The organism is Erythrobacter sp. HA7-11, assembly GCF_055693605.1.
In genome coordinates, this window is sequence record NZ_JBVFUF010000002.1 from 905,716 (window position 1) to 927,170 (window position 21,455).

At 58.3% G+C, this 21,455-nt stretch carries 22 protein-coding genes and 1 pseudogene; 16 read left to right on the forward strand and 7 right to left on the reverse strand.

What is annotated here, in order from left to right; translation table 11 throughout:
- Nucleotides 1-4: 4 nt before the first annotated feature.
- Together ACZ1GU_RS04690 and ACZ1GU_RS04695 are read right to left on the reverse strand one after the other, a co-directional pair.
- Nucleotides 5-785, reverse strand: a pseudogene (locus tag ACZ1GU_RS04690) (SDR family NAD(P)-dependent oxidoreductase).
- Between the two features lie 163 nt (nucleotides 786-948).
- On the reverse strand, nucleotides 949-2,367 hold the full coding sequence (locus ACZ1GU_RS04695; RefSeq protein ID WP_472646928.1) for a sigma-54-dependent transcriptional regulator: 1,419 nt from the start codon (nucleotides 2,365-2,367) through the stop codon (nucleotides 949-951).
- A gap of 256 nt (nucleotides 2,368-2,623) precedes the next feature.
- Between ACZ1GU_RS04695 and ACZ1GU_RS04700 the strand changes: the two genes are divergently transcribed.
- The 15 genes from ACZ1GU_RS04700 to ACZ1GU_RS04770 all read left to right on the forward strand — a co-directional run bounded on the left by ACZ1GU_RS04700 (nucleotide 2,624) and on the right by ACZ1GU_RS04770 (nucleotide 15,513).
- Nucleotides 2,624-2,746, forward strand: a complete 123-nt coding sequence (locus tag ACZ1GU_RS04700) for an aa3-type cytochrome c oxidase subunit IV (protein WP_472646929.1) — start codon at nucleotides 2,624-2,626, stop codon at nucleotides 2,744-2,746.
- Nucleotides 2,747-2,759: 13 nt separating this feature from the next.
- Nucleotides 2,760-3,893 carry an NAD(P) transhydrogenase subunit alpha gene (locus tag ACZ1GU_RS04705; RefSeq protein WP_472646930.1) on the forward strand — a complete coding sequence of 378 codons (1,134 nt, stop codon included), beginning with the start codon at nucleotides 2,760-2,762 and terminating at the stop codon, nucleotides 3,891-3,893.
- 44 nt (nucleotides 3,894-3,937) lie between these two features.
- Entirely contained in the window at nucleotides 3,938-4,396 is a 459-nt protein-coding gene (locus tag ACZ1GU_RS04710; RefSeq protein WP_472646931.1) for a hypothetical protein, read from the forward strand.
- Nucleotides 4,396-4,677, forward strand: coding sequence for an NAD(P) transhydrogenase subunit alpha part 2 (locus tag ACZ1GU_RS04715; protein ID WP_472646932.1), 282 nt, complete (start codon nucleotides 4,396-4,398; stop codon nucleotides 4,675-4,677). Before ACZ1GU_RS04710 ends, ACZ1GU_RS04715 begins: the two co-directional genes overlap by 1 nt.
- A 3-nt stretch (nucleotides 4,678-4,680) precedes the next feature.
- Complete coding sequence (locus ACZ1GU_RS04720) at nucleotides 4,681-6,129, forward strand: NAD(P)(+) transhydrogenase (Re/Si-specific) subunit beta (protein ID WP_472646934.1); 1,449 nt, start codon at nucleotides 4,681-4,683, stop codon at nucleotides 6,127-6,129.
- Between the two features lie 9 nt (nucleotides 6,130-6,138).
- Complete coding sequence (locus tag ACZ1GU_RS04725) at nucleotides 6,139-6,504, forward strand: hypothetical protein (RefSeq protein ID WP_472646936.1); 366 nt, start codon at nucleotides 6,139-6,141, stop codon at nucleotides 6,502-6,504.
- 62 nt (nucleotides 6,505-6,566) lie between these two features.
- Nucleotides 6,567-7,757, forward strand: a complete 1,191-nt coding sequence (locus tag ACZ1GU_RS04730) for a parallel beta-helix domain-containing protein (RefSeq protein ID WP_472646938.1) — start codon at nucleotides 6,567-6,569, stop codon at nucleotides 7,755-7,757.
- Nucleotides 7,754-8,770 (forward strand): SO2930 family diheme c-type cytochrome, encoded by a 1,017-nt coding sequence (locus ACZ1GU_RS04735; protein WP_472646939.1) that lies wholly within the window; start codon nucleotides 7,754-7,756, stop codon nucleotides 8,768-8,770. Before ACZ1GU_RS04730 ends, ACZ1GU_RS04735 begins: the two co-directional genes overlap by 4 nt.
- Nucleotides 8,767-9,738, forward strand: coding sequence for an alpha/beta fold hydrolase (locus ACZ1GU_RS04740; RefSeq protein ID WP_472646940.1), 972 nt, complete (start codon nucleotides 8,767-8,769; stop codon nucleotides 9,736-9,738). Before ACZ1GU_RS04735 ends, ACZ1GU_RS04740 begins: the two co-directional genes overlap by 4 nt.
- A gap of 87 nt (nucleotides 9,739-9,825) precedes the next feature.
- Nucleotides 9,826-10,536: an aspartate/glutamate racemase family protein gene (locus tag ACZ1GU_RS04745; RefSeq protein WP_472646941.1), complete on the forward strand. Its 711-nt coding sequence runs from the start codon at nucleotides 9,826-9,828 to the stop codon at nucleotides 10,534-10,536.
- 340 nt (nucleotides 10,537-10,876) lie between these two features.
- Nucleotides 10,877-12,049 carry a deoxyguanosinetriphosphate triphosphohydrolase gene (locus ACZ1GU_RS04750; RefSeq protein ID WP_472646942.1) on the forward strand — a complete coding sequence of 391 codons (1,173 nt, stop codon included), beginning with the start codon at nucleotides 10,877-10,879 and terminating at the stop codon, nucleotides 12,047-12,049.
- Complete coding sequence (locus tag ACZ1GU_RS04755) at nucleotides 12,042-12,758, forward strand: NAD(P)H-binding protein (RefSeq protein ID WP_472646943.1); 717 nt, start codon at nucleotides 12,042-12,044, stop codon at nucleotides 12,756-12,758. Before ACZ1GU_RS04750 ends, ACZ1GU_RS04755 begins: the two co-directional genes overlap by 8 nt.
- Nucleotides 12,759-12,786: 28 nt before the next feature.
- Entirely contained in the window at nucleotides 12,787-13,233 is a 447-nt protein-coding gene (locus tag ACZ1GU_RS04760) for an ABA4-like family protein (RefSeq protein ID WP_472646944.1), read from the forward strand.
- Nucleotides 13,234-13,320: 87 nt separating this feature from the next.
- The gene (locus ACZ1GU_RS04765) at nucleotides 13,321-14,874 is read left to right on the forward strand and encodes a long-chain-fatty-acid--CoA ligase (protein ID WP_472646945.1); all 1,554 of its coding nucleotides are present in this window, start codon (nucleotides 13,321-13,323) and stop codon (nucleotides 14,872-14,874) included.
- A 3-nt stretch (nucleotides 14,875-14,877) separates the two neighbouring features.
- Entirely contained in the window at nucleotides 14,878-15,513 is a 636-nt protein-coding gene (locus ACZ1GU_RS04770) for a DUF938 domain-containing protein (RefSeq protein ID WP_472646946.1), read from the forward strand.
- 7 nt (nucleotides 15,514-15,520) lie between these two features.
- Here ACZ1GU_RS04770 and ACZ1GU_RS04775 read toward each other — a convergent pair whose 3' ends face one another.
- From ACZ1GU_RS04775 to ACZ1GU_RS04785, 3 genes are all read right to left on the reverse strand, one after another.
- Nucleotides 15,521-15,652, reverse strand: coding sequence for an entericidin A/B family lipoprotein (locus ACZ1GU_RS04775; protein ID WP_472646947.1), 132 nt, complete (start codon nucleotides 15,650-15,652; stop codon nucleotides 15,521-15,523).
- Between the two features lie 166 nt (nucleotides 15,653-15,818).
- Nucleotides 15,819-16,949 (reverse strand): hypothetical protein, encoded by a 1,131-nt coding sequence (locus ACZ1GU_RS04780; protein WP_472646948.1) that lies wholly within the window; start codon nucleotides 16,947-16,949, stop codon nucleotides 15,819-15,821.
- 151 nt (nucleotides 16,950-17,100) lie between these two features.
- Nucleotides 17,101-18,030, reverse strand: coding sequence for a DMT family transporter (locus ACZ1GU_RS04785; protein WP_472646949.1), 930 nt, complete (start codon nucleotides 18,028-18,030; stop codon nucleotides 17,101-17,103).
- Nucleotides 18,031-18,058: 28 nt separating this feature from the next.
- Here ACZ1GU_RS04785 and ACZ1GU_RS04790 point away from each other — a divergent pair, with 28 nt between their 5' ends.
- A complete protein-coding gene (locus ACZ1GU_RS04790) occupies nucleotides 18,059-18,355 on the forward strand; it encodes a hypothetical protein (RefSeq protein WP_472646950.1) in 297 nt (98 codons plus the stop codon).
- 249 nt (nucleotides 18,356-18,604) lie between these two features.
- Here the strand turns inward: ACZ1GU_RS04790 and ACZ1GU_RS04795 are convergent, their stop codons facing one another.
- The gene (locus ACZ1GU_RS04795) at nucleotides 18,605-20,149 is read right to left on the reverse strand and encodes a CpaF family protein (RefSeq protein ID WP_472646951.1); all 1,545 of its coding nucleotides are present in this window, start codon (nucleotides 20,147-20,149) and stop codon (nucleotides 18,605-18,607) included.
- Between the two features lie 116 nt (nucleotides 20,150-20,265).
- A complete protein-coding gene (locus ACZ1GU_RS04800; protein WP_472646952.1) occupies nucleotides 20,266-21,390 on the reverse strand; it encodes a phosphatase PAP2 family protein in 1,125 nt (374 codons plus the stop codon).
- Nucleotides 21,391-21,455 lie beyond the last annotated feature (65 nt).

A 21,455-nucleotide genomic window follows, 5' to 3' on the forward strand; every position in this document is an offset into this window, starting at 1 on the left:
GATCCTAGCCGGGGGAGGCAGCTGATCCGGCCAGCAAGCCCCCGTCGAGCGTAAGCTCAGTGCCCGTCATATAGGCGCTCTCATCGCTTGCTAGGAAGACGCAAATAGCCGCGACTTCCTCGACCGTGCCAAAGCGCTTCAGTGGCGTATCGGCAACCAAGGCGGCCATGCGCTCTTCGCGATCTGGCCCATCGCCCAGCATCGGTTCCCAGATCGGGGTCAGGATAGCGGTACGGGTGGACCGAATTGCAGCGGATTTTCCAGCCTTGCTGCGCGGCGTACAGCGCAACGGATTTGCTGTGATTGCGGATCGCGGCTTTCGACGCGGCATAGGCCGCTGCTCCGGGAATGCCGACCAGTCCTGAGCGGGATGACATATTGATGATCGAACCGGTGCCTTTGGCCTTCATCGCGCGAAGGGCATAGCGGCAACCGAGAAATGTCCCGTCGCTGTTAACTGCATTCACCGCGCGCCAGTCTTCAAGCGAAGCGTTTTCCGGATCGTGCGGCCCGGCGCTGTCTTCAAAGCCGGTGATGCCAGCATTGTTGACCATCACGTCGATTTGAGGGTGGGCGGCTGCAAGAGCCTCCCAGTCCGCTTCGGATCGCACGTCGAGCTTGAGAAATTCACAGCCGATCTCAGCCGCGGCTTTTTCGCCCGCATCTTCATCAATATCGGTCAGGACGACATCGGCGCCTTCAGAGTGGAAAGCTTTGCAGATCGCGCGGCCAATACCGCTTGCAGCGCCGGTAACAACGCAGCGCTTGGTGTTCAACTTTTGCATAAATTACCTCGAGGGTCAGAAGGAGATATGGCCCGGACGCTTGCGCTCCAGACTACAATTGCGATTGTCTCGCTTACAGCGTTAACGCTGGTCCAACTGCCTCACTCCCCGATTGCTGAGGCTCTGCTAACGGCGAATTTGCCCGAATGCAAACGCGCGCGGCTCAAGCCGCGTTGTCGATGCCGAGGTCTGAGAGTTTCCGGTAGAGGGTTGAGCGACCAATGCCCAAGCGGCGGGCTACCTCGGTCATCCGTCCGCGATAATGACCGATAGCCAAACGGATCACGTCGGCTTCGATTTCTTCAAGCGGACGCAGATTGCCATCCTCGGTATAGAGCATGATGCCCACACCATCATGGTTCGACGAGGTCAGCTCTTCCAGCTCACCCAGCATTTCGGAAAGCTGCGGGAAGCTATCAGCGGTCAGCGTTTGCCCTTCGCAATAAACAGCCGCGCGGAACAGCACCGACTGAAGCTGACGGACATTGCCTGGCCAATCGAACGCTGCGAGCAGGGTGAGCGCGCTGTCGCTCACTGACAAATGGTTGAGACCCGGTTGTTCGCCAATTCGCCCCAAGAAATGGCGGGTGAGGGCGGGAATATCCCCGGTGCGCTCGCGTAGGGGCGGCAATTCGATCTTTGTCGCGCCTAGCTGGCTCGCCAGCTTTTCATCGAAATGCTTGGTCTTGATCAGACGGTCGAGCGCATAATTGCTACCCGAAAGCAGGCGCACATCGACACGGAATCCATGTGATGCGCCCACAGGGCGGACGATGCCGGTTTCGATCGCTTCAGACAGGCTCGCTTGAGCCTGAGGCGGAAGCCGGTCAACCTCATCGAGCAGCAGAGTGCCACCGTCGCAATGTTGCATCGCGCCGATCTGGCGGTCGAATGCGCCGGGAAAGGCGTCTGGCTCATGCCCGAACAGAACCGATTCAACCGAATTCGCCGGAATGCTGCCGATATTGATCACGCGTAGCGGAGCTTTAGCACGCGGCGAGGCTGCATGCATGGCGCGCATCAGCATCTCTTTGCCCGTTCCGCTTTCGCCCTCGATAAGGACATTGCCATGCCCACGAGCAGTCTTCGCCGCCTTGGCTAGAGCAGTGCGAAATCTTGGCGCTGTGCCGATCATCGCATCAAAATCGAGACTGGCTGACATCTTCTCGGTCAGCGGTGCAAGCTCGTCTCGCGGAGTTTCGCGGGTCGTAACCGCGCGAAGGGCTTCCATCAGGCGGTCGGGAGAGACAGGCTTCACGAGGTAGTCGCTCGCACCTGCGCGCATCGCCTCGACGGCGAGCAGTGGCGAGGCGCTGGTGGTGAGCATCAAGATGGGAAGGGCAGGGCGGCGCGACTTCAGCTCTTCGATCAAAGCGCAAGCATCATCGCCTGGCACCCATTGATCGAGCAGGATCGCAGAGAGCTGCATACCTTCGCGCGTGCCGAGAATCGCGATCGCGCTTTCCGCATCGCTCGCAACAATCGTCCGCCAGCCTTCACGCGCAGCAATAGCCGAGATGAGGCGGCTTTGGGCCGGTTCATCATCGATCAGCATCACCAAACGCGTTTCGGTTTCGGACATGCGTTTTCCATCCCATCACGCCGCAAGGCCCATCGCCTCGGGGAACTCCATCGGGCGGGAATAGTGGGAATGTGTAAAGACGGTGTTAAGGCTAATCGCTTGGCCTACGGATCAATACGCAGGTTAGTGCGTTATCCCATCCAATGTCGCCTTGGTCTTGAGGTTGATTGCCGCCTTCGATAGGGGGTGCACAAACGGTGTGTGAGCACTCATCGGCTCGCACATCTGGACAAATTGTTTGAAGGAAATGTGCGCAATGGCAACCAACGACATGGATCACGCGGAAAAGACCTACGGGGGCTTCATCTCATCATTGAAATGGGCTGTTCCCCTGATTGCTATCATCACCTTGTTCGTCGTCATGCTGATCGCAGAATAGAAGCTTTGCGCCTATGAAAATTGCCGTTCTTAAAGAGCAGGCCGGTGGGGAAACGCGCGTCGCGGCGACCCCTGAAACGGTCAAGAAATTCATCGCTTTGGGCGGGGAAAGCCCCATCGAAGTGGCTCTAGAGAGCGGTGCGGGGGCAAACGCATCGATTACCGACGCGGCTTACGCAGAGGCAGGCGCGAGTGTTGGCAGTGCTGCTGACACGGTCAAGGGCGCCGATATAGTCCTCGGCGTGCAAGCGCCCGATGTCAGCGCTTTGTCTGGCGCAAAGCCGGGCGCGTGGATCGCGGCTCTGTTCGACCCGTTTCAGAAGAGCGATTTGGTCGAAGCCTATGCGAAAGCGGGCTTTGAAGCGTTGAGCATGGAATTCATGCCGCGCATCACGCGCGCACAAAGCATGGACGTGCTCTCCAGCCAGTCGAACCTTGCCGGATATAAAGCGGTGTTGGCTGCAGCGGATACATATGGTCGCGCTTTCCCAATGATGATGACAGCGGTCGGCACGGTTCAGGCGGCTAAAGCGTTTATCATGGGGGTCGGCGTTGCGGGTCTTCAGGCGATTGCAACTGCGCGGCGCCTGGGCGCGCAGGTCTCTGCGACCGATGTGAGATCGGCTACCAAAGAACAGATCGAAAGCCTTGGCGCAAAAGCAATTTTCGTAGAGGATGTCGAGGGCATCAAAGGCGAAGGCTCAGGCGGGTATGCGACCGAGATGAGCGACGAGTACAAGGCTGCACAGGCCAAGCTCGTCAGCGAGCATATCGCCAAGCAGGACATTGTGATCACCACCGCGTTAATCCCGGGACGCGCTGCTCCGGTGCTGATCACCGATGCGCAGATCGCGACGATGAAGCCGGGCAGCGTGATTTTCGACCTTGCGGTCGCGCAGGGAGGTAATGTCGAAGGCTCCAAGCCGGACGAGACAGTCGAAAAGCACGGCGTGAAGATCATCGGCTATGCAAATACGCCCGCGCACCTCGCAGCCGACGCCTCGGCGCTTTTTGCGCGCAACCACTTCAACTTTCTCTCCGCCTTCTGGGACAAGGAGACGGGCAAGCCGGAACTCGATGAGGAAATCGGCGATGCAATCCGCCTCACCAAAGGCGGCGACATTGTGAACGAGAGGCTTAAGGGGTGAGGGCGCCTCAACCCTGGACAGGGTCTTTGCGGCACGTTGCACTCTTGATTGCTTCAGCGCCACTTGCGCTTTCAGCGTGCAATCATTCAGTCGACACGAATGGCAAACAACCTGTTCAACTGACAGCGCAGGCTTTTCTGTCTGAAAGGGGAAATGAACGCACCGCGTTTCGAGCGAGTATTCGCAATTATGCTTTGCTTTTCGGTGGGTGTCCACGGGTGGAAATTCCGGAAGACAAATCAAGCTTCGATGAGCTCAGTGATCGGTTCGCTGAAGTGCAGCGTCAATACTCAGCCACTCCGCTTTCGTTTGACTTTGAAGCTGCATTAATGGACGCGAATTACATAAATGCTCAACGTATGGCGACGATCAGGTGTGGGCTGGGAACGCGCGAACCGACAGACCGCGATCGAATGGCATCCAAAGAGCTTATTCGACGTGCCGAAGCGGCTATCGAAGCAGTTGAGCAAGCCGGCGAAACAGCTCTTGCAGGGAAAAGCTGATGGACTTTATTTCAATCCTCTCGATCTTCGTGCTGGCGTGTTTCGTCGGCTATTACGTCGTCTGGTCGGTCACGCCCGCGCTGCACACGCCTTTGATGGCGGTTACCAACGCGATCTCCTCGGTGATTATTGTCGGTGCGCTGATCGCAAGCGCTGAGGCGGGTAGCGCGCTCGCGAAATATCTCGGCCTGTTCGGGGTCGTGTTAGCGAGTGTGAACATCTTTGGCGGCTTTGCCGTGACGGAGCGGATGCTCGCGATGTACAAGAAGAAGGAGAAGTAAGAGATGAGCTTCTCCCTCTTAGCGAGCGCCGCGGACGGTGCAGGAACGCCGGCTTGGGCAATGCTTGCCTACCTTGCGGCGGGTGTCTTCTTCATCCTCGCGCTGCGCGGACTGTCCTCGCCAGCAACAAGCCGTGCGGGCAATCGCTACGGCATGTTGGGCATGCTGATCGCGGTCGCGACGACGCTTGTCACCCACGACATCGCCAACATCATCGAGATCGGGATCGCCATATTTATTGGCGGTTCGATTGGTTTCTTCATCGCTCGCCGCATAGCGATGACCGCCATGCCGGAACTGGTCGCTGGCTTCCACTCGCTGGTGGGCCTCGCTGCGGTGCTCGTCGGATGGGCGGCCTATCTCAATCCGGGCGCGTTTGGCTTGCTGGTCGATGGCGCGATATCGCCGGTCAGCAAGATCGAGATGGGCCTCGGCATTGGCATCGGCGCAATCACATTTTCCGGGTCGGTGATCGCCTTCCTCAAGCTCTCCGGACGGATGAGCGGATCTCCGATCCTGCTCCCGCTACGTCACGTGATCAATTTGGGCACTTTGGCTGCCATCATCGTGCTCACTGGATTGTTTGCGATGGCGACCGGACCGGCAGAGACACTGCCGTTCATAATCGCGATCACGGTCCTCGCTTTTGCCATCGGATTCCTGCTGATCATCCCAATCGGCGGCGCGGATATGCCGGTCGTCGTCTCTATGCTGAACAGCTATTCCGGCTGGGCGGCAGCGGCGATGGGCTTCACGCTCGGCAATTCGGCGATGATCATCACTGGCGCCCTGGTTGGCTCTTCGGGCGCGATCCTGAGTTATATCATGTGCAAAGCGATGAACCGCAGCTTCATTTCGGTGATCGCTGGCGGTTTTGGCGCGGATGATAGCGGCGGCGCCGGCGGCGAACCGCGCGAACAGCGCCCATACAAGCAGGGTAGCGCGGACGATGCGGCGTTCATGCTCGAACAGGCAGAGAAGGTCATTATCATCCCCGGTTACGGCATGGCGGTGGCGCAGGCGCAGCACGTTCTGCGCGAAATGTCCGACCTGCTGAAAGAAAAGGGCGTGGACGTGAAATACGCGATCCATCCCGTCGCGGGCCGGATGCCGGGCCACATGAACGTGCTGCTGGCCGAGGCCAACGTGCCCTACGACGAAGTGTTTGAGCTCGAAGACATCAACTCTGAATTCGCGCAGGCAGACGTTGCCTTCATCATCGGCGCGAACGACGTGGTGAACCCGGCGGCGAAGACCGACAAGAGCTCACCGATCTATGGCATGCCCGTGTTCGATGTCGACAAGGCCAAGCAGGTCTTCTTCATCAAGCGCTCGATGGGCGGCGTTGGCTATGCCGGGGTCGACAATGATGTGTTCTACATGGACCAAACCATGATGCTGCTGTCGGACGCGAAGAAGATGGTCGAAGAGATCAACAAGGCGCTGGACTAGGGCGCGTCGATGAAGCGCTTGGTGATCCTGCTTTTGTTCGTGGCCGTCATCGCAGGCGGCGCATGGTTCGTCCTTCGCGAAGGCGGATTCCTCGAGCAAGTGACCGAAGACCGAGTGCGCACCGCGCTGCTCGATTCCGGCGCGCCCGCACCGCTCGCTGACTGCATGGCTCCGCGACTGGTTGATCGCCTCTCGCTGCCGCAGCTCAAAAAACTCGAACGGCTTGGCCCGGCTGAAGGCGAGACCCGCGTACCGCTGTCGCCCGGTGAAGCGCTTGCCCGTTTGCGCCGGGTTGAGGACAATCAGGCTGTTGAGACTCTAGCGACCGCTGGCGCGGCCTGCGCGATCGAGATCGGTTTCGGGTCACTGTTCTAGCGACACGCTTGCATTCTCCCATCCGCGCGGCACAATGGCCGCCTGTTCTGGGAGGGACACCGATGATTAGACTGACCGCCGCAGCCATGCTGCTCGCGACCGCATCGCCGCTATTTGCTGAGATACACACGATTGCGCCCGGAGACGGCGCGCAGGAGCGCTTGCAAGAAGCGCTGATCCTGGCCGAGCCGGGCGATGAAATCGTGCTTGAAGCGGGGCGTTTCGCGATCACAGATGGCCTCAGCCTTGATGTGGATGGTGTGACCGTGCGCGGAGCAGGGATGAATGCCTCGGTGCTCGACTTCACCGATCAACGGGGCGCGGGCGAAGGTCTGCTGGTAACCTCGGACAATGTAACCCTGCGCGATTTCGCGGTCGAGAATGCGAAGGGTGACGGGATCAAATCCAAGGGCGCGGACCAGATCATCTATCACGCGATCCGCGTGGAATGGACCAATGGCCCGGATGCCAACAATGGCGCTTACGGCATCTATCCGGTCGAGGCCTCGAATGTGCTCGTCCAGGACAGCTATGTCCGCGGTGCGTCGGATGCGGGGATCTATGTCGGCCAGTCGGAAAACATAATCGTGCGGCGCAACCGCGTGGTCGAAAACGTCGCCGGGATCGAGATCGAGAATTCCAATCGCGCCGAAGTGACGGCGAATTATGCGACCAAGAACACCGGCGGTATCCTCGTGTTTGACCTGCCGGGCCTACCCAAAGTCGGCGGCGGTGAAGTGCTTGTCGCCCGCAACGTCTTGATTGAAAACAACACCGATAATTTCGCGCCAGAGGGCAACATCGTAGCCAGCGTGCCAGCAGGAACAGGCGTGATGATAATGGCAAACAAGCGCGTGCAGGTGCAAGGCAACGCTTTGATCAGCAACAACACCAGTCACGTCATGCTCATCGCCTACACGCAGCCCTACGATGATGAGCGCTATCAGCCTCGACCGGTTGAGGTGGGTATTCAAGGCAATGTCTTTTTTGGTGGTGGCGGTGCTCCCGACTTTCCTGGTGGTGAAGCCCTCGCGAGCGCGTTTGGTGGTGCGCTTCCTCCCATCTTGACCGATGGTTTGCATGAGGAATTGGCCCAGTTCGACGATGTGCCGGTTGCGACATTAGGCCTGACCGAGGTTGGTCAATCAATTGCGATGGCATCGCCAGGTTTGTGGACGCGGCCTGACGAATATGCCTTTGATCACCTCCCACCTGTCACATTGCCCGAAAGCATGGAGGCGCGGATCAAGTGATACGCGGAGGTGCCTTGCTGATCGCGGCATCGATCGCTTTTGCTGGCGCAATGTCGCAGTCCGATGCGCGCACGCCGGTCAGCACCAATCCGCTCGCTATTCTCGAAGGTTATCCCAAGCAGCTTTCCGAGTTTAGATTCTTCTACAGCCCCCGACAGCAGAAATCGGTTGATCTGATCCCTTACGAGATCAACACGCCGCTCTATTCGGACGGCGCGGAGAAGCTGCGTTTCATTTATCTCCCGAGTGGCGAGAAAATGAGCGCAGATGGCGAGGGGCTGCTGCAATTTCCGGTCGGAAGCGCGCTTATCAAAACCTTCGCATTCGGTGAGGGGGCCAAGCGCCGCTTGATCGAAACGCGTGTGCTGTTGCACCGCGAAGAGGGGTGGGTGGCGCTTCCTTACGTGTGGAATGAGGAACAGACCGATGCGCGGCTTGCAGTGGCTGGAGCGAGGCTTCCACTCACCGCGCCCGACGGTGAAGAGATCAGCTACCGAGTTCCGAACAAGAACCAGTGCAAGCAATGCCATGTGAAAGATGGGGCCGTTACGCTGATTGGGCCGAAGGCGCGCAATCTGTCGCCGCAATGGATGCAGGACGCCGCGATCAGCGGCCAGCTAAAGGCGATGCCAAAAGTCACGAATTTCATGCCAGTCTGGAACGAGAGCGCAAATGCCAGCGGCAAAGAGGCGTTCGCTCGCGCATATCTCGATGTGAACTGCGCGCACTGCCACCAGCCTGGCGGCATGGCGTCAAACTCAGGTCTCGATTTGCGCTGGGAGCAGGATGATCCGCACGCCATCGGTGTACGCAAGCCACCTGTAGCCGCTGGTCGCGGAGCGGGCGGTCATGCAGTGAGCATCGCGCCGGGCAATCCCGATGCCTCGATCATGGTACACCGAATGGCTTCGACAGAGCCGGGCGTTGCCATGCCGGAGCTTGGCAAGGCCACCATCGACAAGGAAGGTCTGGCTGTCATCCGTGACTGGATTGCACAGATGGAAACCAAATGAAGCGACTTTTGAAGATCCTCGCCGTGCTGCTGGGCCTATTGGCGATCGCCTTTGTATTGCTGCGCACACCAGACACCGATGCCGAGGCGATGCGAGCCAAATATGGCAGCGAGCCCTCGCAATTTGTCACGCTCGAAAACGGACAGACCGTCCACTTGCGCGACGAAGGTCCGAAAGATGCGCCTGCGCTTGTCCTGCTGCACGGATCAAACGCCGATCTGCATACGTGGCAGCCGTGGGTGGATGCACTTAAGGACGAATATCGGGTGATCCGGTTCGACCAGATTGGCCACGGCCTGACCGGCCCTTCGGTCACTGGCACGTATGAGCGCGAAGACTTTGTTGCCGGAGTGGAAGCCGTCACCGATCACCTCGGGCTTGATCGCTTCGTTCTCGCCGGCAGCAGCATGGGTGGCGGTATCACCGTCGGCTACGCGCTGGAGCATCCGGAACGGCTCAACGGCATCGTCCTCGTCGGCTCGGCCGGCGCCCCTGTCAGGCGCGAAGGTGATGGACGCAGCCTGCCAATGAAGCTCGCCGCAACGCCAGTAATCAACCAGGTGATGGCGCATGTGACGCCGCGATCGATGGTCGAAAGCTCGTTTAAGAAGATGGTCACAAACCAAGCGATCATGACGCCTGAGGTTGTGGACCGGTATTGGGAATTGCTGCGCTACCCGGGGAACCGGCAGGCCACGATCACCCGCTTCGGCATGGCGCGCTCTGCCTTCAACGAGGATCAGATGGCGGGTCTCGAAGTCCCGGCTTTGCTCATTTGGGGTGCGCAAGATCCCCTGATTCCGCTCAGTTCGGGAGAGTGGTACGACAAGCATTTGCCCAATTCGACGCTGATCGCATATCCGGAAATTGGCCATCTTCCGCACGAGGAAGAGCCGGGCACGATTGCAGATTTGAGCAAATGGCTGCTCAACCTGACGCCTCAAACCGATACCGCCGAAGACGAATAGCCGGATCAAAAACGCGGCTCTGGACGTTTCAATCCATCATTAGCTAAGGCGCCTGCAGCAGGGCTCATTCGGATTCGGGGAATTTCATTGCGTAAACTGGGCCTTATCGGCGGTATGAGCTGGGTTTCGACCCGCATGTATTACGACCGGATCAACCGCCTGATCCAGCGCCATGGCAAGCAAAACGGCAGGCCAATGGCGAGCGCACCCATGGTCATCGAAAGCCTCGATTTTTGTGAGCTTTATGGCCTACGCGAAGACGAAGATTGGAAGCGTGCTGCGGGCGTACTTAGCGCGAGCGCCAAACGGCTCGAACAGGCGGGGGCAGAGGGGCTGATCATCGGCGCGAACTCGATGCACAAACTCTATGACGAGGTGCAAAGCGCGGTCGAGATTCCCATTCTCCACATCGCAGAATGCGTCGGGAAGGCGATGAAAGCGGCGAATATTCCCAATGCCGCGCTGATCGGAACGCGCAATGTGATGACGGAGACTTTTTACCGCCAGAGGCTGGTGGCGCACGGGATCGATCTGCTGCCGCCAAATATGGACAATGTCGAAAAGCTCAACTCCATCATTTACGATGAACTGATGGTCGGCAAAGCCACCCGCGATGCTGAACGCACGATCCGCACGATCATAACGAATAAGGAGCAAGAGGGCGCCAAAGCCATCATTCTGGCCTGCACCGAGCTTGATCTGGTGGTCGACGTGGATGCCAATATCCTTCCCGTTTTCGACTCCACGCGCATTCATTGCGACGCTGCTGCTGCATGGATCTTGGACGAAGATGGATGAGCTCGTGTTCGGGCTTGTGAGTTGAGCCTCGTTTGGTCGCGCCACGCCATCAATCTGTCGCATTCTTACAAGTCCCCACTATTCACACCGGTGTAAATAAATAGGTGTTGTAGGTGAATGTGAATAACGCATTCGAGCCTTTCGGGTCGCCTCCGATCGGCTTGGGGCCGCTCTTTTGAACCATCAAGGCGGCCCCAGAACCGTACTCAATTTCGACCAAATTGACTGTTCACATCGGCTGATTGGCTTGGGCGATAAAGCCGTGCCCATCCAATCGTGAAGTTCGCTATCTGTTCAGGTTGTGGGGCTTAGCACGCTCACTTAGGTGAAGGGCTGCATTATGACGCGAGCTCCATACGCTGCTGATCCGGCCGCCACGCGCGGGCGCGAATTCCCAAGCCGATCCGGCGAGACGCGCGCAGAAGTGCGCGGGCCGCGCAGCGAATTCCAGCGGGACCGCGACCGGATTGTCCACTCGATGAGCTTTCGCAGGCTCAAGGCCAAGACGCAGGTCTTCATTGCGCCTGATGGCGATCATTATCGCACGCGGCTGACCCACAGCCTTGAAGTCGCGCAAATCGGACGGGTGATCGCGCGTGCGCTAGGCCTCGACGAGGATCTGACCGAAGCCTTGTGCCTTGCACATGATCTGGGTCATCCGCCATTCGGCCATGCTGGCGAAGCCGCGCTTTCCGAGGCGATGGAGCGGCATGGCGGGTTTTGCCATAATGCGCAGGCGATGCGGACGCTGATGCGGCTGGAATCGCCCTATCCCGGGCATGAGGGACTGAACCTGACTTGGGAGCTGCTCGAAGGTCTTGCCAAACACAATGGGCCGATCAACGCCCCGAACTGGGCGCTGGCTGAGCTGGATGAGGATTTTCCGCTCGACCTCGGCTTGTGGCCATCGCTCGAAGCGCAAGTCGCAGCGGTTGCAGACGATATCGCCTACGATAATCACGACATTGATGACGGACTTCGCGCAGGCTTCCTCGACCTTGATGACCTGCTTTCGGTTGATTTCCTCGCAGACCAGTGGCGGGCGGTCGAAAAACGCTTTCCCAATACGCCGCGCGAGAGGCAATTGCGCGAATTGGTCCGCGAACAAATCGGTCTGATGGTCAATGATGTGCTGGAGCACACTCGCGCAAATGTGAGCGATATTGGCCATGTCGATGAAGTGCGGTCCGCCAACCGGCAATTGGCAGGATTTTCTCCCGGCTTTGCCGCACAGGAAAGATCGCTCAAAACTTTCATGTACGACAAGCTCTATTATCACCCCGAACAGGTTTCGGCGGCAAGCAAGGCGCGCGATGTTGTCGCGAGGCTGTTTGCGGCCTACTCGCAGGATGACGGCTTAATGCCGGACGAATGGAGAGAACGTTTGCCCAGCCACGACCCCAACCGTGCCCGCATCATTGCCGATTTCATCGCTGGCATGAGCGACCGGTTTGCAATTGAGGCGTGCGCGAAAATCTATGGTGAAGTGCCGCAGGGGCTGACCAATGTCTGATGTGCGCCGCGTGGCTCTTGTCGGTTCGACCGGGTTGATCGGTCGGAGGGTGATCGAGACCAGCAATGACATCGATGACATCCGTATCGTTGGCGTTGCGCGGCGCGAGGCACCTCTGCCGGACGGTGCGCGCATGGAAATGTTCGTTGCTGACCCGGAGAAATGGGGCGAAGTGTTCGAGGCAATCAAGCCAAAGACACTGATTTGTGCGCTCGGCACTACATGGAAGAAATCTGGCCGCGATGAAGAGGCGTTTCGCGCAGTCGATCACGACCTCATCCTAGCGACCGCTGAAGCGGCCAAGAACGCAGGCATTCCTAATATGGTGTGCGTCAGCGCGGCGGGGGCGGATTGGCGCTCGAAAAATTTCTATATGAAGGTGAAGGGCGAAACCGAGATGGCCTTGTCCAAGGTCGGCTTCAAACGGCTCGACATCTTGCGTCCCGGTCTTTTGCGCGGACCGCGCACCGATGATCTTCGGGTGCTGGAAAAGCTCGCTATGTGGGCGAGCCCGCTGCTCGATCCGATGCTGGGCGGGAAATGGCAGGCCTATCGCTCGATTGATGCGCGGATCGTGTCAGAGGCCGCACTGGGCCTTGCGATGCGTAATGCAGCCGGGCGCTTCACGCATAACAATGACGCGATGAAGCGGGCGGCGCGCGAATGGCGTCAACGCAACGAACGACTCGGGCTGGTCGACTACGAATAGCGCCAACGGGCGGCAGGGGAGAGCGTGCATGGAATGGTCAGTGGTGTTCGGCAGCGCCAATATCTTGGCGATGATCGCGTGGGCTGCCTTGATCCTCGCGCCGCGCCATCCCGCGGTTCTGGCAGGGGTGCTTTATATTGGCGTCGGGATTTTATGCGCGGTTTACGCAGCGGCGCTTGTCGGTGTGCTGACTGGGTTTTTCCCGGCGGCGGAGGGTGGTGCGAATTTCACCACTATCGAAGGTGTCAGGGCCATCTTTGCCAGCGATGCCGGTGTCACCATCGGCTGGGTCCATTATCTCGCGTTCGACCTGTTCGTTGGCCTGTGGATCGCGCGTGATGCCGACGCCAAATTCTTCAGCCGCTGGCTGCAAGCGCCTATCCTGCTCGCGACTTTCATGGCTGGTCCGGTCGGCCTGCTGATCTGGATGATTATCCGCGAACCGAGCGCACGGGCAAAAGGGCGCTGGAGCTGAGCAGTCGGCCAAACCGACTTCTTGCTTGGCAACTCCAAGTCAGCCTGCCTAAACTGTCTCCAAACAAAATATACAGGTGGAGAGAGTATGGAATCGGCACCCACGCACAAAACCTTTGATGCGTTTGTCGCGCATTGGTCGAAAGAACGGCCCGATCAGACCGCGCTGGAGCAAGAGGGCCAAACCGTAAGCTTCGCCGAATTGGACGATATGACGCGGCGGATGATCGCCGTGTTCCAAAGTCACGGGATCGGAAAAGGGGATCGGATCGCTTGGCTGGGTAAGAACCGTGTTATCTACTACGCGATGTTTCTCGCCGCTGCCCGGATGGGCGCGGTGATGGCGCCGATCGGCTGGCGACTCGCCCCGCCAGAGGTCGCTTACATCCTCAAAGACACCGGCGCGAAGCTGATGATCACCGGCACGGGATTTTCCGAAGTCGTCACAAAGCTGGCGCCTGAAGTGGCCGAGAGCATTACGATTATCGAAGAGCCTGAGATGTGGGAGGCCATCGGCGCGGCTGAACCGGCGACGTTCACGCCGTCACGGCCCGATGATCCGGTGCTGCAGCTTTACACCAGCGGCACGACTGGCAATCCCAAAGGCGCGCAATTGAGCAATTACGGGCTTGTTGCACTGCGCAATGCCTCGAAAGAGGCTGGCGATCCCTGGAACAGCCCTGGGCCTGACGATTGCATGCTGGTCGCGATGCCTTGCGCGCATATTGGCGGGACGGGCATCGTCATCGCATCGATTGCCAATGGCATCCGCGCGATCATTCAGGAAGAATTTGACCCTGGCGCTTTCCTCAAAGGTATTCAAGCGGGTGCGACTCAGTCTTTCGTCGTTCCAGCCGCGCTGCAAATGGTGATCCAGCATCCTAATGCGCAGAACACAGATTTCAGTCGCGTCAAATACATCATGTATGGCGCGGCACCGATGCCGCTTGAGCTCTTGAAAGAGGCGGTGCGGACCATGCCGCAGGCCGGTTTCTTGCAAGTCTTTGGGATGACCGAAACCTGCGGCACCGTGACGCTTCTGAGGCCCGAAGATCACACGCTTGAAGGCAATGAGCGGATGCGCTCGGTCGGACGCGCTATGCCGGACACCGACATTCGTATCTTTGACGAGGACAGCAATGAGGTGCCGCGCGGCACGATTGGCGAGATTGTCGTCAAATCACCGTCCAACATGCTCGGATATTGGAACCTGCCTGAAGCGACCGAAAAGACCATTCGTGACGGCTGGCTCTACACCGGCGATGCGGCGATCATGGATGAGGACGGCTACATTTACATTCAGGACCGGATCAAAGACATGATCATTTCCGGCGGCGAAAACGTCTATCCCGCGCAAGTCGAAAGCGCAATCTACGGTCACCCGGATGTCGGTGAGGTCGCTGTGATCGGCGTGCCCGACGACACATGGGGCGAGGCTGTGAAAGCCTGCATCGTGCCCAAGCCCGGCCACGAACTCGATCCTGACAGCGTGATCGCCCATGCGCGCGAGCAGTTAGCCGGGTTCAAAGTGCCCAAAAGCGTCGATGTGATCGAAGTGATGCCGCGCAACCCCTCGGGGAAGATTTTGCGGCGTGAACTGCGCGCACCCTATTGGGAAGGCAAGGATCGTCAGGTCAACTGAGCGATGCAAAAGCAATATATGGAGCCGGTGGCTGAGGCCGGTCAAAAGCGCCATGCGCCTGCGACCCTGCGCAATCGGGATGCGGTTGCAGAGGTGCTCGCGCAAGAGTTGCCGTCCGATGGGCTGGTGCTAGAAATTGCGAGCGGCAGCGGCGAGCACGTGGTGTTCTTCGCAGAAAGATTTGCTCAGCTTGAATGGCAGCCTAGCGATCCCGATGCTGACGCCTTGGCGTCAATCGCCGCCTATCGGCAGGAAAGCGCTCGGGCGAATATCAGCAAGCCGGTGATGCTCGATGCGAGCGCGCCTGAAACGTGGCCGATAGATCAGGCCGATGCGATGCTCTGCATCAACATGGTCCATATCAGCCCGTGGGCAGCGACGGTGGGACTGTTCAAGGGGGCGAGCAAATTGCTCGGCACAGGCGCTCCTCTAATCCTTTACGGCCCCTATTTCGAGCCGGAGGTCGAGCCTGCGCGCTCAAACCTCGAATTCGATTTAAACCTGCGCCAGCGCAACAGTGACTGGGGTGTCCGCAATACGGCTGATGTGGAGAAGGTGGCTGGGCATCACGGATTCGCGCTTCACGCGCGCCACGCAATGCCTGCCAACAATCTTATGCTGATCTATCGCCGCGCTTGAAGCGGGATCAGTTGATCACTTCTTCACCGGTCCGACCAACGGACTCAATGTCTTCGCCCAAGCCTTGGACCGTGTTGCACGCTGCCGAGGTCAGTGTCAGTGCCGCCAATGCGGTAGCGATGAGTGTCTTGCGGATCATTGCGGAGCCTTTCGTCGTTGTTAGGCGGTCCTTTAGACCGCCTTTGTGGTGGACGCTAGCCAGTTGGCGATGAACCTTGCTTTGCGCGTGCGATCAACCGTTCGCGATAAGCGGTAAATCTCATTCGGGAAACGCGTTTGCGGCTAGATTTGTTCGCTAGCGATACTCAGCCGTCTTGGTTTTGCAACTCACTGTAATTTTCCGGCGTCAGATCAAGCTTCTCGATGCGGAAATCCGGCTCGCGACGGCGGATCCTCGTGCCAGTGCTGTTGTTAGTGAAGCGGGCAGTCTGGACGTATCGCTCGATATGGAAGTATCCGGGTGACGTGGGGTCAACCTTAAGCGGCGCGTAACGACGTGAGTCGATTTGTGCCAGCACGGGGGCGTGCCAATCAGATGGGCCTTGCGCCCTAAGGACCTCGATGTCTCCCGTGCTACCATCAGGCCTGATCCAGAATCCGACATCAAGATAACGCGGCTTGTTAAGGTTTGGCGTAGTCAGTCGGTCTAGAGTGTTGCTCTGGACGTCGCCAAATCGTCTGTCGACTGCAAAGGCGCTTTCCTCAAGCCGGTCGAGAGAATCGCTGTAAAGCAAGACCGGTCGCTCCGTTCCCCCGTCCGCCGCGAAAGCCTTGATCAATTCTTCGGTCGCACCGGGTTGATCCAATTCACGCAACATGCGCGCCTTCAATACGCGCGCGACCATGGCAAAGTCATCGGAACGATCAAGAGGGTTGTTGATCAGATTGTCGAGCGCAGCTTGATACTCATCGAGCTTTTGGCCGCCATTTTTATCGCCGTCCCACTCAACCTGAAGCAGCAAGGCCTGACGCAGGCGCGCAAAGCTGGCGATGCGGGGATAGTTTAGCTCAAGTGCGCGCTCTTCTACTTCCTCATAGATCCTGCGTGCATCGCGAATCGAGCCTAGCTTCGCGCGGCTATCGCCGACCTCGGTTTGTGCAATGAGAACGCGTTGGTCATCTTCGCCAAAGACGTCGCGCAACGTATCGCGCATGTTGAGCGTCGCAAATTTGAAGTCGTTCGCTTCGCCAAGATGCTCCGAGAAGCGCGCGCTTGAGCGATAAAGCCCGGCGAGCAATTCCGGCACATCGGATTTATGCTTCTTGTTCCGGCTGATCGATTTGTTCAGCGTCCTGTCGCCATCCTTGTAATCGCCCGCAACGAACTGGTTCTCTGCGTGTGCAAGGGTGAGCCGAATGTCTTCTTCAGGCGGGCAACCACGAGCGAGACATTCCTCGAGCGCTTTGGCTGAGTCTTCAAGGAGTGTCCCGGTCACGACGATCGTTTGACCGTCATCTTGGGCAACTGCGGGGGCTCCCACTAAAAAGAGTGCGGCGGATAGGGGGGCTATATGTTTCATACTGCAGCGTTTAGCAGAATTTTTCGTGCGTGCCGATGGCTTTCGACGAAAGCACGAGCTGGACCGATTATTGGCGATCGGGCTGTCGGGGCATGTTCTCGCTTACCTGTTTCTGCGCGAGTTTGCGCTCTCGATAAGCGATCAGCAGACCTGCAGCGATGATGAGAGGGGCGCCGATCCAAAGTGCGGGCGGCGGCGTGGTTGAAAAGACCAAAGCGCCATAGAGCGTCGCCCACAGCAGGCTGGTGTAGTCCATTACGATAATCACCGCAGCCGAGCCAAACCTCAAGGACGTGGTCAGCAGGATTTGCGCAAGCGCTCCGCACAAGGCCATCGCCAAAATGATCGCCCATGTTTCTTGGGTGTGCGATCCGATAACAAAGGGCAAGATGAGCGCCATTACCGGGGTGCTCAGAGCGGTGAACCAGAACACAATGCTCCAAGGGTTTTCGGTCTTGTTGAGGTCTTGGATCTGGAAACTGATGAGAGCGACGAGAAAAGCTGCGACCAGACCGACCGCGACACCAACAGGGTCGATCAACGTGCCCGAGCCACCAGGCCGCATGATTACCAAAACGCCTGCAAACCCGAGGACAACAGCGCCCCAGCGATACAGTCCGACCTTCTCGCCGAACAGGAATACCGATAGCATTACCGCGAAAAACGGAGTGGTGAAGCTGATCGTGGTTGCTTCTGCCAAAGGCAGCAGCAGCACCGCGCCATAAACGAAGAACATGCCGGTGAGGCCATAGATTGCGCGGCGCACATGCGCGGGCATCCGTTTGGTTTTGATCTGCGCGAGATGGCCGCTGAGCGCGAGGATAGCTGCTACGCAAACGAGCGTGATAGCCTGCCGCCAGAATATCATCTCTGCCAGATGAACACCGCGCTCACCCGCCAGTTTGAGCAGCATCGCCATCGTCGCGAGCGCTCCAGCGGTCGCCAGCCGCACTCCAAGAGCAAGCATCGGGCGAGGGCGGGCGATCGAACCATCCATAGAAGCGGGACTTAGGCTCGCTGGCGATTTGCACAAGCTCTACATTGCGGCGCTTCGCACGATCTCTATATCCGCCGCCGTCATGGAGTTTTTGCGCGATCTTCTGTTTGCGAGTGATGCGACATTGCTGGCGCTGGCGGGCGTGGGCCTGCTCGTGCTGGCTGGATTCGCATCCTTGATGGAACGTCGCCGCAGCAAGGCGCGCTCACTCGATCGGCTTGAGCGGGTGGGCTGGATGCCCTGGACAACCGTGTTCGTGTTGTGCGCAATCGCCGGCATGGGAATGCTGGCGATGAGCGCGCCGGTTGTGCTTGGAAACTTGTAATTTCGTTTCGATGTTTCGTTGAGTAGCGGCCAAGTCTCAAGCGAGTAAAAGACTTATAATAGCAACGTCGACCGCAAGCACAGCGCCGCCCACTACCGATGCGTATTTAATCCAGGCCTTGCGAGAAGTGGCGCCACGTTTGCCAAACTTTCACTCAACCCAGCAAGCACATGCAATCATCACCCCGGCGGTGAACGCGACTAGCGTTACAAATAGCCAGGGAGGGCTCAAGACCATGTCGCAAACGACCTAGAGGCACGCCTCAAGATAAGCCTGATCGAAGCCATACTGACGCGCCTTTTCAAGCGTGTAAGGGCGCAGACCAGAAGCGCGGAATTCGCCCAGAATCTTGCCGTCCTCGCTCTCGTCGAGATACTCGAACTTGAACAGCTCTTGCGTCACGATCACATCGCCTTCCATACCGATCACCTCGGTGATGTTGGTGGTGCGACGCGAACCATCACGCAGACGTTTCACCTGCACGATGATGTCGACGGACTCGGCGATCTGGGTCGAAATGGCCTGTTTCGGGATCTTGATGTCGCCCATCAAAATCATGTTCTCCATACGGCCCAGACACTCGCGCGGGCTGTTGGCGTGAAGCGTACACATCGAGCCATCGTGGCCGGTGTTCATAGCGGCGAGAAGGTCGAAACATTCTGCGCCACGAATCTCACCCAGGATGATCCGGTCAGGACGCATACGCAGGGCGTTTTTAACAAGATCACCGATGGTAATCGCGCCTTGCCCTTCAAGGTTAGGCGGACGTGTTTCGAGCGGCAGCCAGTGCGGCTGTTGCAGACGAAGTTCGGCGGCGTCTTCAATGGTCAGCACGCGCTCACCCGGGTCGATCATTTTCGACAGGGCGTTGAGCATAGTGGTTTTACCCGAACCCGTACCGCCAGAGATCACGATGTTCATCCGCGAAGCGCCGGCGATTTTCAGCGCGGTACACATCTTCTCGCTCATCGAACCGAAGTCCTTGAGCATGTCGAGCGTGATCGGCTTCTCGGAGAATTTACGTATTGAGATCGCGGTGCCTTTGAGCGAGAGCGGCGGAACGATCACGTTCACACGGCTGCCGTCTTTCAAGCGGGCGTCAGCAAGCGGGGTGGTCTGGTCGACGCGGCGGCCAACCTGGTTCACGATGCGCTGGGCAATCTGGAACAGGTGCTGTTCATCGCGGAAGCGGATCGGCGCAATTTGCAGCTTACCGCTTTTCTCGATGTAGGTCTGGTCGGGGCCGTTGACCATGATATCGGATACGTCCGGGTCATTCAGCAGCTCTTCGAGCGGACCGAAACCGAGCAGCTCGTCGATCAGAACCTTTTCGAGCGCGAATTGTTCGCGGCGGTTCAGCGTGACCTTAAGTTCGGCCAGCACTTCCATGATAATCGGGCGAAATTCTTCCGACAGCTCTTCTTTTGAAAGCGTCGCTGCCGCTTCGGGATCAACCCGTTCGAGCAGGCGCGGGAGCACTTGCTCCTTAATCTTGTGAACGCTGGCTTCAAAGCCGCCTTGCTCTTCCTGAACGTGAACGGCGTTCATCCGTTCAGTCAGACGAGTCATCGCGTCATCGGTTGCTGCGCTTCCGCTGCTGGATGGAGCAGGTGCAGGCGCCGGCTTGGGCGCGTCTGCCTCAGGTTTGGGCTCTTCGCTCTCGGGAAGCGGCGGGAATTGCTCGCCGCCTTGCTCGGCGCCGCCGCCACCCTTCATCGGGCGTGCAACACCAAATGCTGGACGCCCGCCGGTCTTTCCGCCGCCTGCTCCGCCCTTTTTGCCGAATGCGCTCATTGAAGGCCCCCTAGGCACATAAAATCACAACACAAATCATCGCGCGATGGCGAAATTTGCCTCTCAAGGTTTGGTGAATAGTTTGGAAACCTTATTTTTTCCCTAAACATGCGCGATTACCCCTCAACAGCGCTGGGTTCATTGATCTCACGATTGTCGCGGTGGATCAGATTGATAAGCGGGCGGCTGGCCAGCCAGATCAGCGCCACCAAGGCAAAGCTGACATAGCCGTCGACAGCGTAGTGGTATGCAAGGTGGATCGAGCCGAGGGCGATGATCACCGCGAACACCGAGAAGGCAATGCCAAGCCTGCGATCAATCGGCCAGGTCGCGAAGATATACAGCGCACACAGAGCAACATGCATGGATGGCATGGCGGTAATTCCGCGGCCCAATCCAAAGTCACCGCTGGCATACCATTCGAGCAACAATTGCTGAACTTCCACCACCGGCACGGTGTGCACCGCATTGGCCGCCAGCAGGTAATCGGTTTGCGCGGCGAAATACGGGTCGCCCAAAAGCGGTTGAAGGAAAACCGGGCCGACCGATGCGAGCGATACCGCTCCGACCACGCCGACCAGCACCCAAGTCAAAAGGTAGCTGACAAAGAACCGCGTCTTCAGCTTTTTGTCTTTGACATAAATCGCAAAGCACACTGGCCCGACGTAAATCAGCGCGAACCATACGTGATAGAGGTGACCCAATGCGGCCGTGATAATCGGCTCGCCAAGCACAGGTTGCAGAATGCGCCACGGATCATTGCCGTGAATGGCGCGATCCCATGCGATGAAGGTGGCGTCCCAAGTGTAGTCCGTCATCAAGGGGATGGCGCTTTTCATGCCGCTGAACGCAGGCATAAAGAAAGCAACCGATCCAACCAACAAGAGCGGCCCGAGCAGCCGTGAGAAGAAGTTCCGTTCGCGCTCCAGCTGTTTGAAGAATTCGATCGGGCTATCGGGCCGGTGCTTGAACAGCAGAACGCTGTATTCGGTCAGCAAGACCATAAACAGGACCGTCAGATAAAACTGCGTGCCGAGCAATCCGGACAGGATCAGATAGCGCGAAACGCCTAGCGATGTGAGGATCGCAAAGCAGGTAAGGATCAGAGCGGTTGCGAGCATCACGACAGACACTTCGCCGCGTCCGATGGTCGCTAAGGCGCGCTTGCCAAACCCGCCAACCGGCTTAGTTTCTGGAATGGTGTTGGCAGGCGCAAACGCCTCTTTACCCATGTGCAACATGATGAACGAATAACCCCCCTGCGCATCCAAATTGCGTGTGTGGAGAGCGTGTTAACGACAGTGGT

Excerpts from the sequence above, each read along its gene's own strand:
- ACZ1GU_RS04800 (WP_472646952.1), bottom strand. The coding sequence starts at position 21,390 with ATGTTGCACATGGGTAAAGAGGCGTTTGCGCCTGCCAACACCATTCCA.
- ACZ1GU_RS04715 (WP_472646932.1), top strand. The coding sequence starts at position 4,396 with ATGGACTTTATTTCAATCCTCTCGATCTTCGTGCTGGCGTGTTTCGTC.
- ACZ1GU_RS04695 (WP_472646928.1), bottom strand. The coding sequence starts at position 2,367 with ATGTCCGAAACCGAAACGCGTTTGGTGATGCTGATCGATGATGAACCG.
- ACZ1GU_RS04720 (WP_472646934.1), top strand. The coding sequence starts at position 4,681 with ATGAGCTTCTCCCTCTTAGCGAGCGCCGCGGACGGTGCAGGAACGCCG.
- ACZ1GU_RS04795 (WP_472646951.1), bottom strand. The coding sequence starts at position 20,149 with ATGAGCGCATTCGGCAAAAAGGGCGGAGCAGGCGGCGGAAAGACCGGC.
- ACZ1GU_RS04765 (WP_472646945.1), top strand. The coding sequence starts at position 13,321 with ATGGAATCGGCACCCACGCACAAAACCTTTGATGCGTTTGTCGCGCAT.
- ACZ1GU_RS04760 (WP_472646944.1), top strand. The coding sequence starts at position 12,787 with ATGGAATGGTCAGTGGTGTTCGGCAGCGCCAATATCTTGGCGATGATC.
- ACZ1GU_RS04785 (WP_472646949.1), bottom strand. The coding sequence starts at position 18,030 with ATGGATGGTTCGATCGCCCGCCCTCGCCCGATGCTTGCTCTTGGAGTG.
- ACZ1GU_RS04775 (WP_472646947.1), bottom strand. The coding sequence starts at position 15,652 with ATGATCCGCAAGACACTCATCGCTACCGCATTGGCGGCACTGACACTG.
- ACZ1GU_RS04770 (WP_472646946.1), top strand. The coding sequence starts at position 14,878 with ATGCAAAAGCAATATATGGAGCCGGTGGCTGAGGCCGGTCAAAAGCGC.
- ACZ1GU_RS04750 (WP_472646942.1), top strand. The coding sequence starts at position 10,877 with ATGACGCGAGCTCCATACGCTGCTGATCCGGCCGCCACGCGCGGGCGC.
- ACZ1GU_RS04740 (WP_472646940.1), top strand. The coding sequence starts at position 8,767 with ATGAAGCGACTTTTGAAGATCCTCGCCGTGCTGCTGGGCCTATTGGCG.
- ACZ1GU_RS04725 (WP_472646936.1), top strand. The coding sequence starts at position 6,139 with ATGAAGCGCTTGGTGATCCTGCTTTTGTTCGTGGCCGTCATCGCAGGC.
- ACZ1GU_RS04755 (WP_472646943.1), top strand. The coding sequence starts at position 12,042 with ATGTCTGATGTGCGCCGCGTGGCTCTTGTCGGTTCGACCGGGTTGATC.
- ACZ1GU_RS04700 (WP_472646929.1), top strand. The coding sequence starts at position 2,624 with ATGGCAACCAACGACATGGATCACGCGGAAAAGACCTACGGGGGCTTC.
- ACZ1GU_RS04705 (WP_472646930.1), top strand. The coding sequence starts at position 2,760 with ATGAAAATTGCCGTTCTTAAAGAGCAGGCCGGTGGGGAAACGCGCGTC.
- ACZ1GU_RS04730 (WP_472646938.1), top strand. The coding sequence starts at position 6,567 with ATGATTAGACTGACCGCCGCAGCCATGCTGCTCGCGACCGCATCGCCG.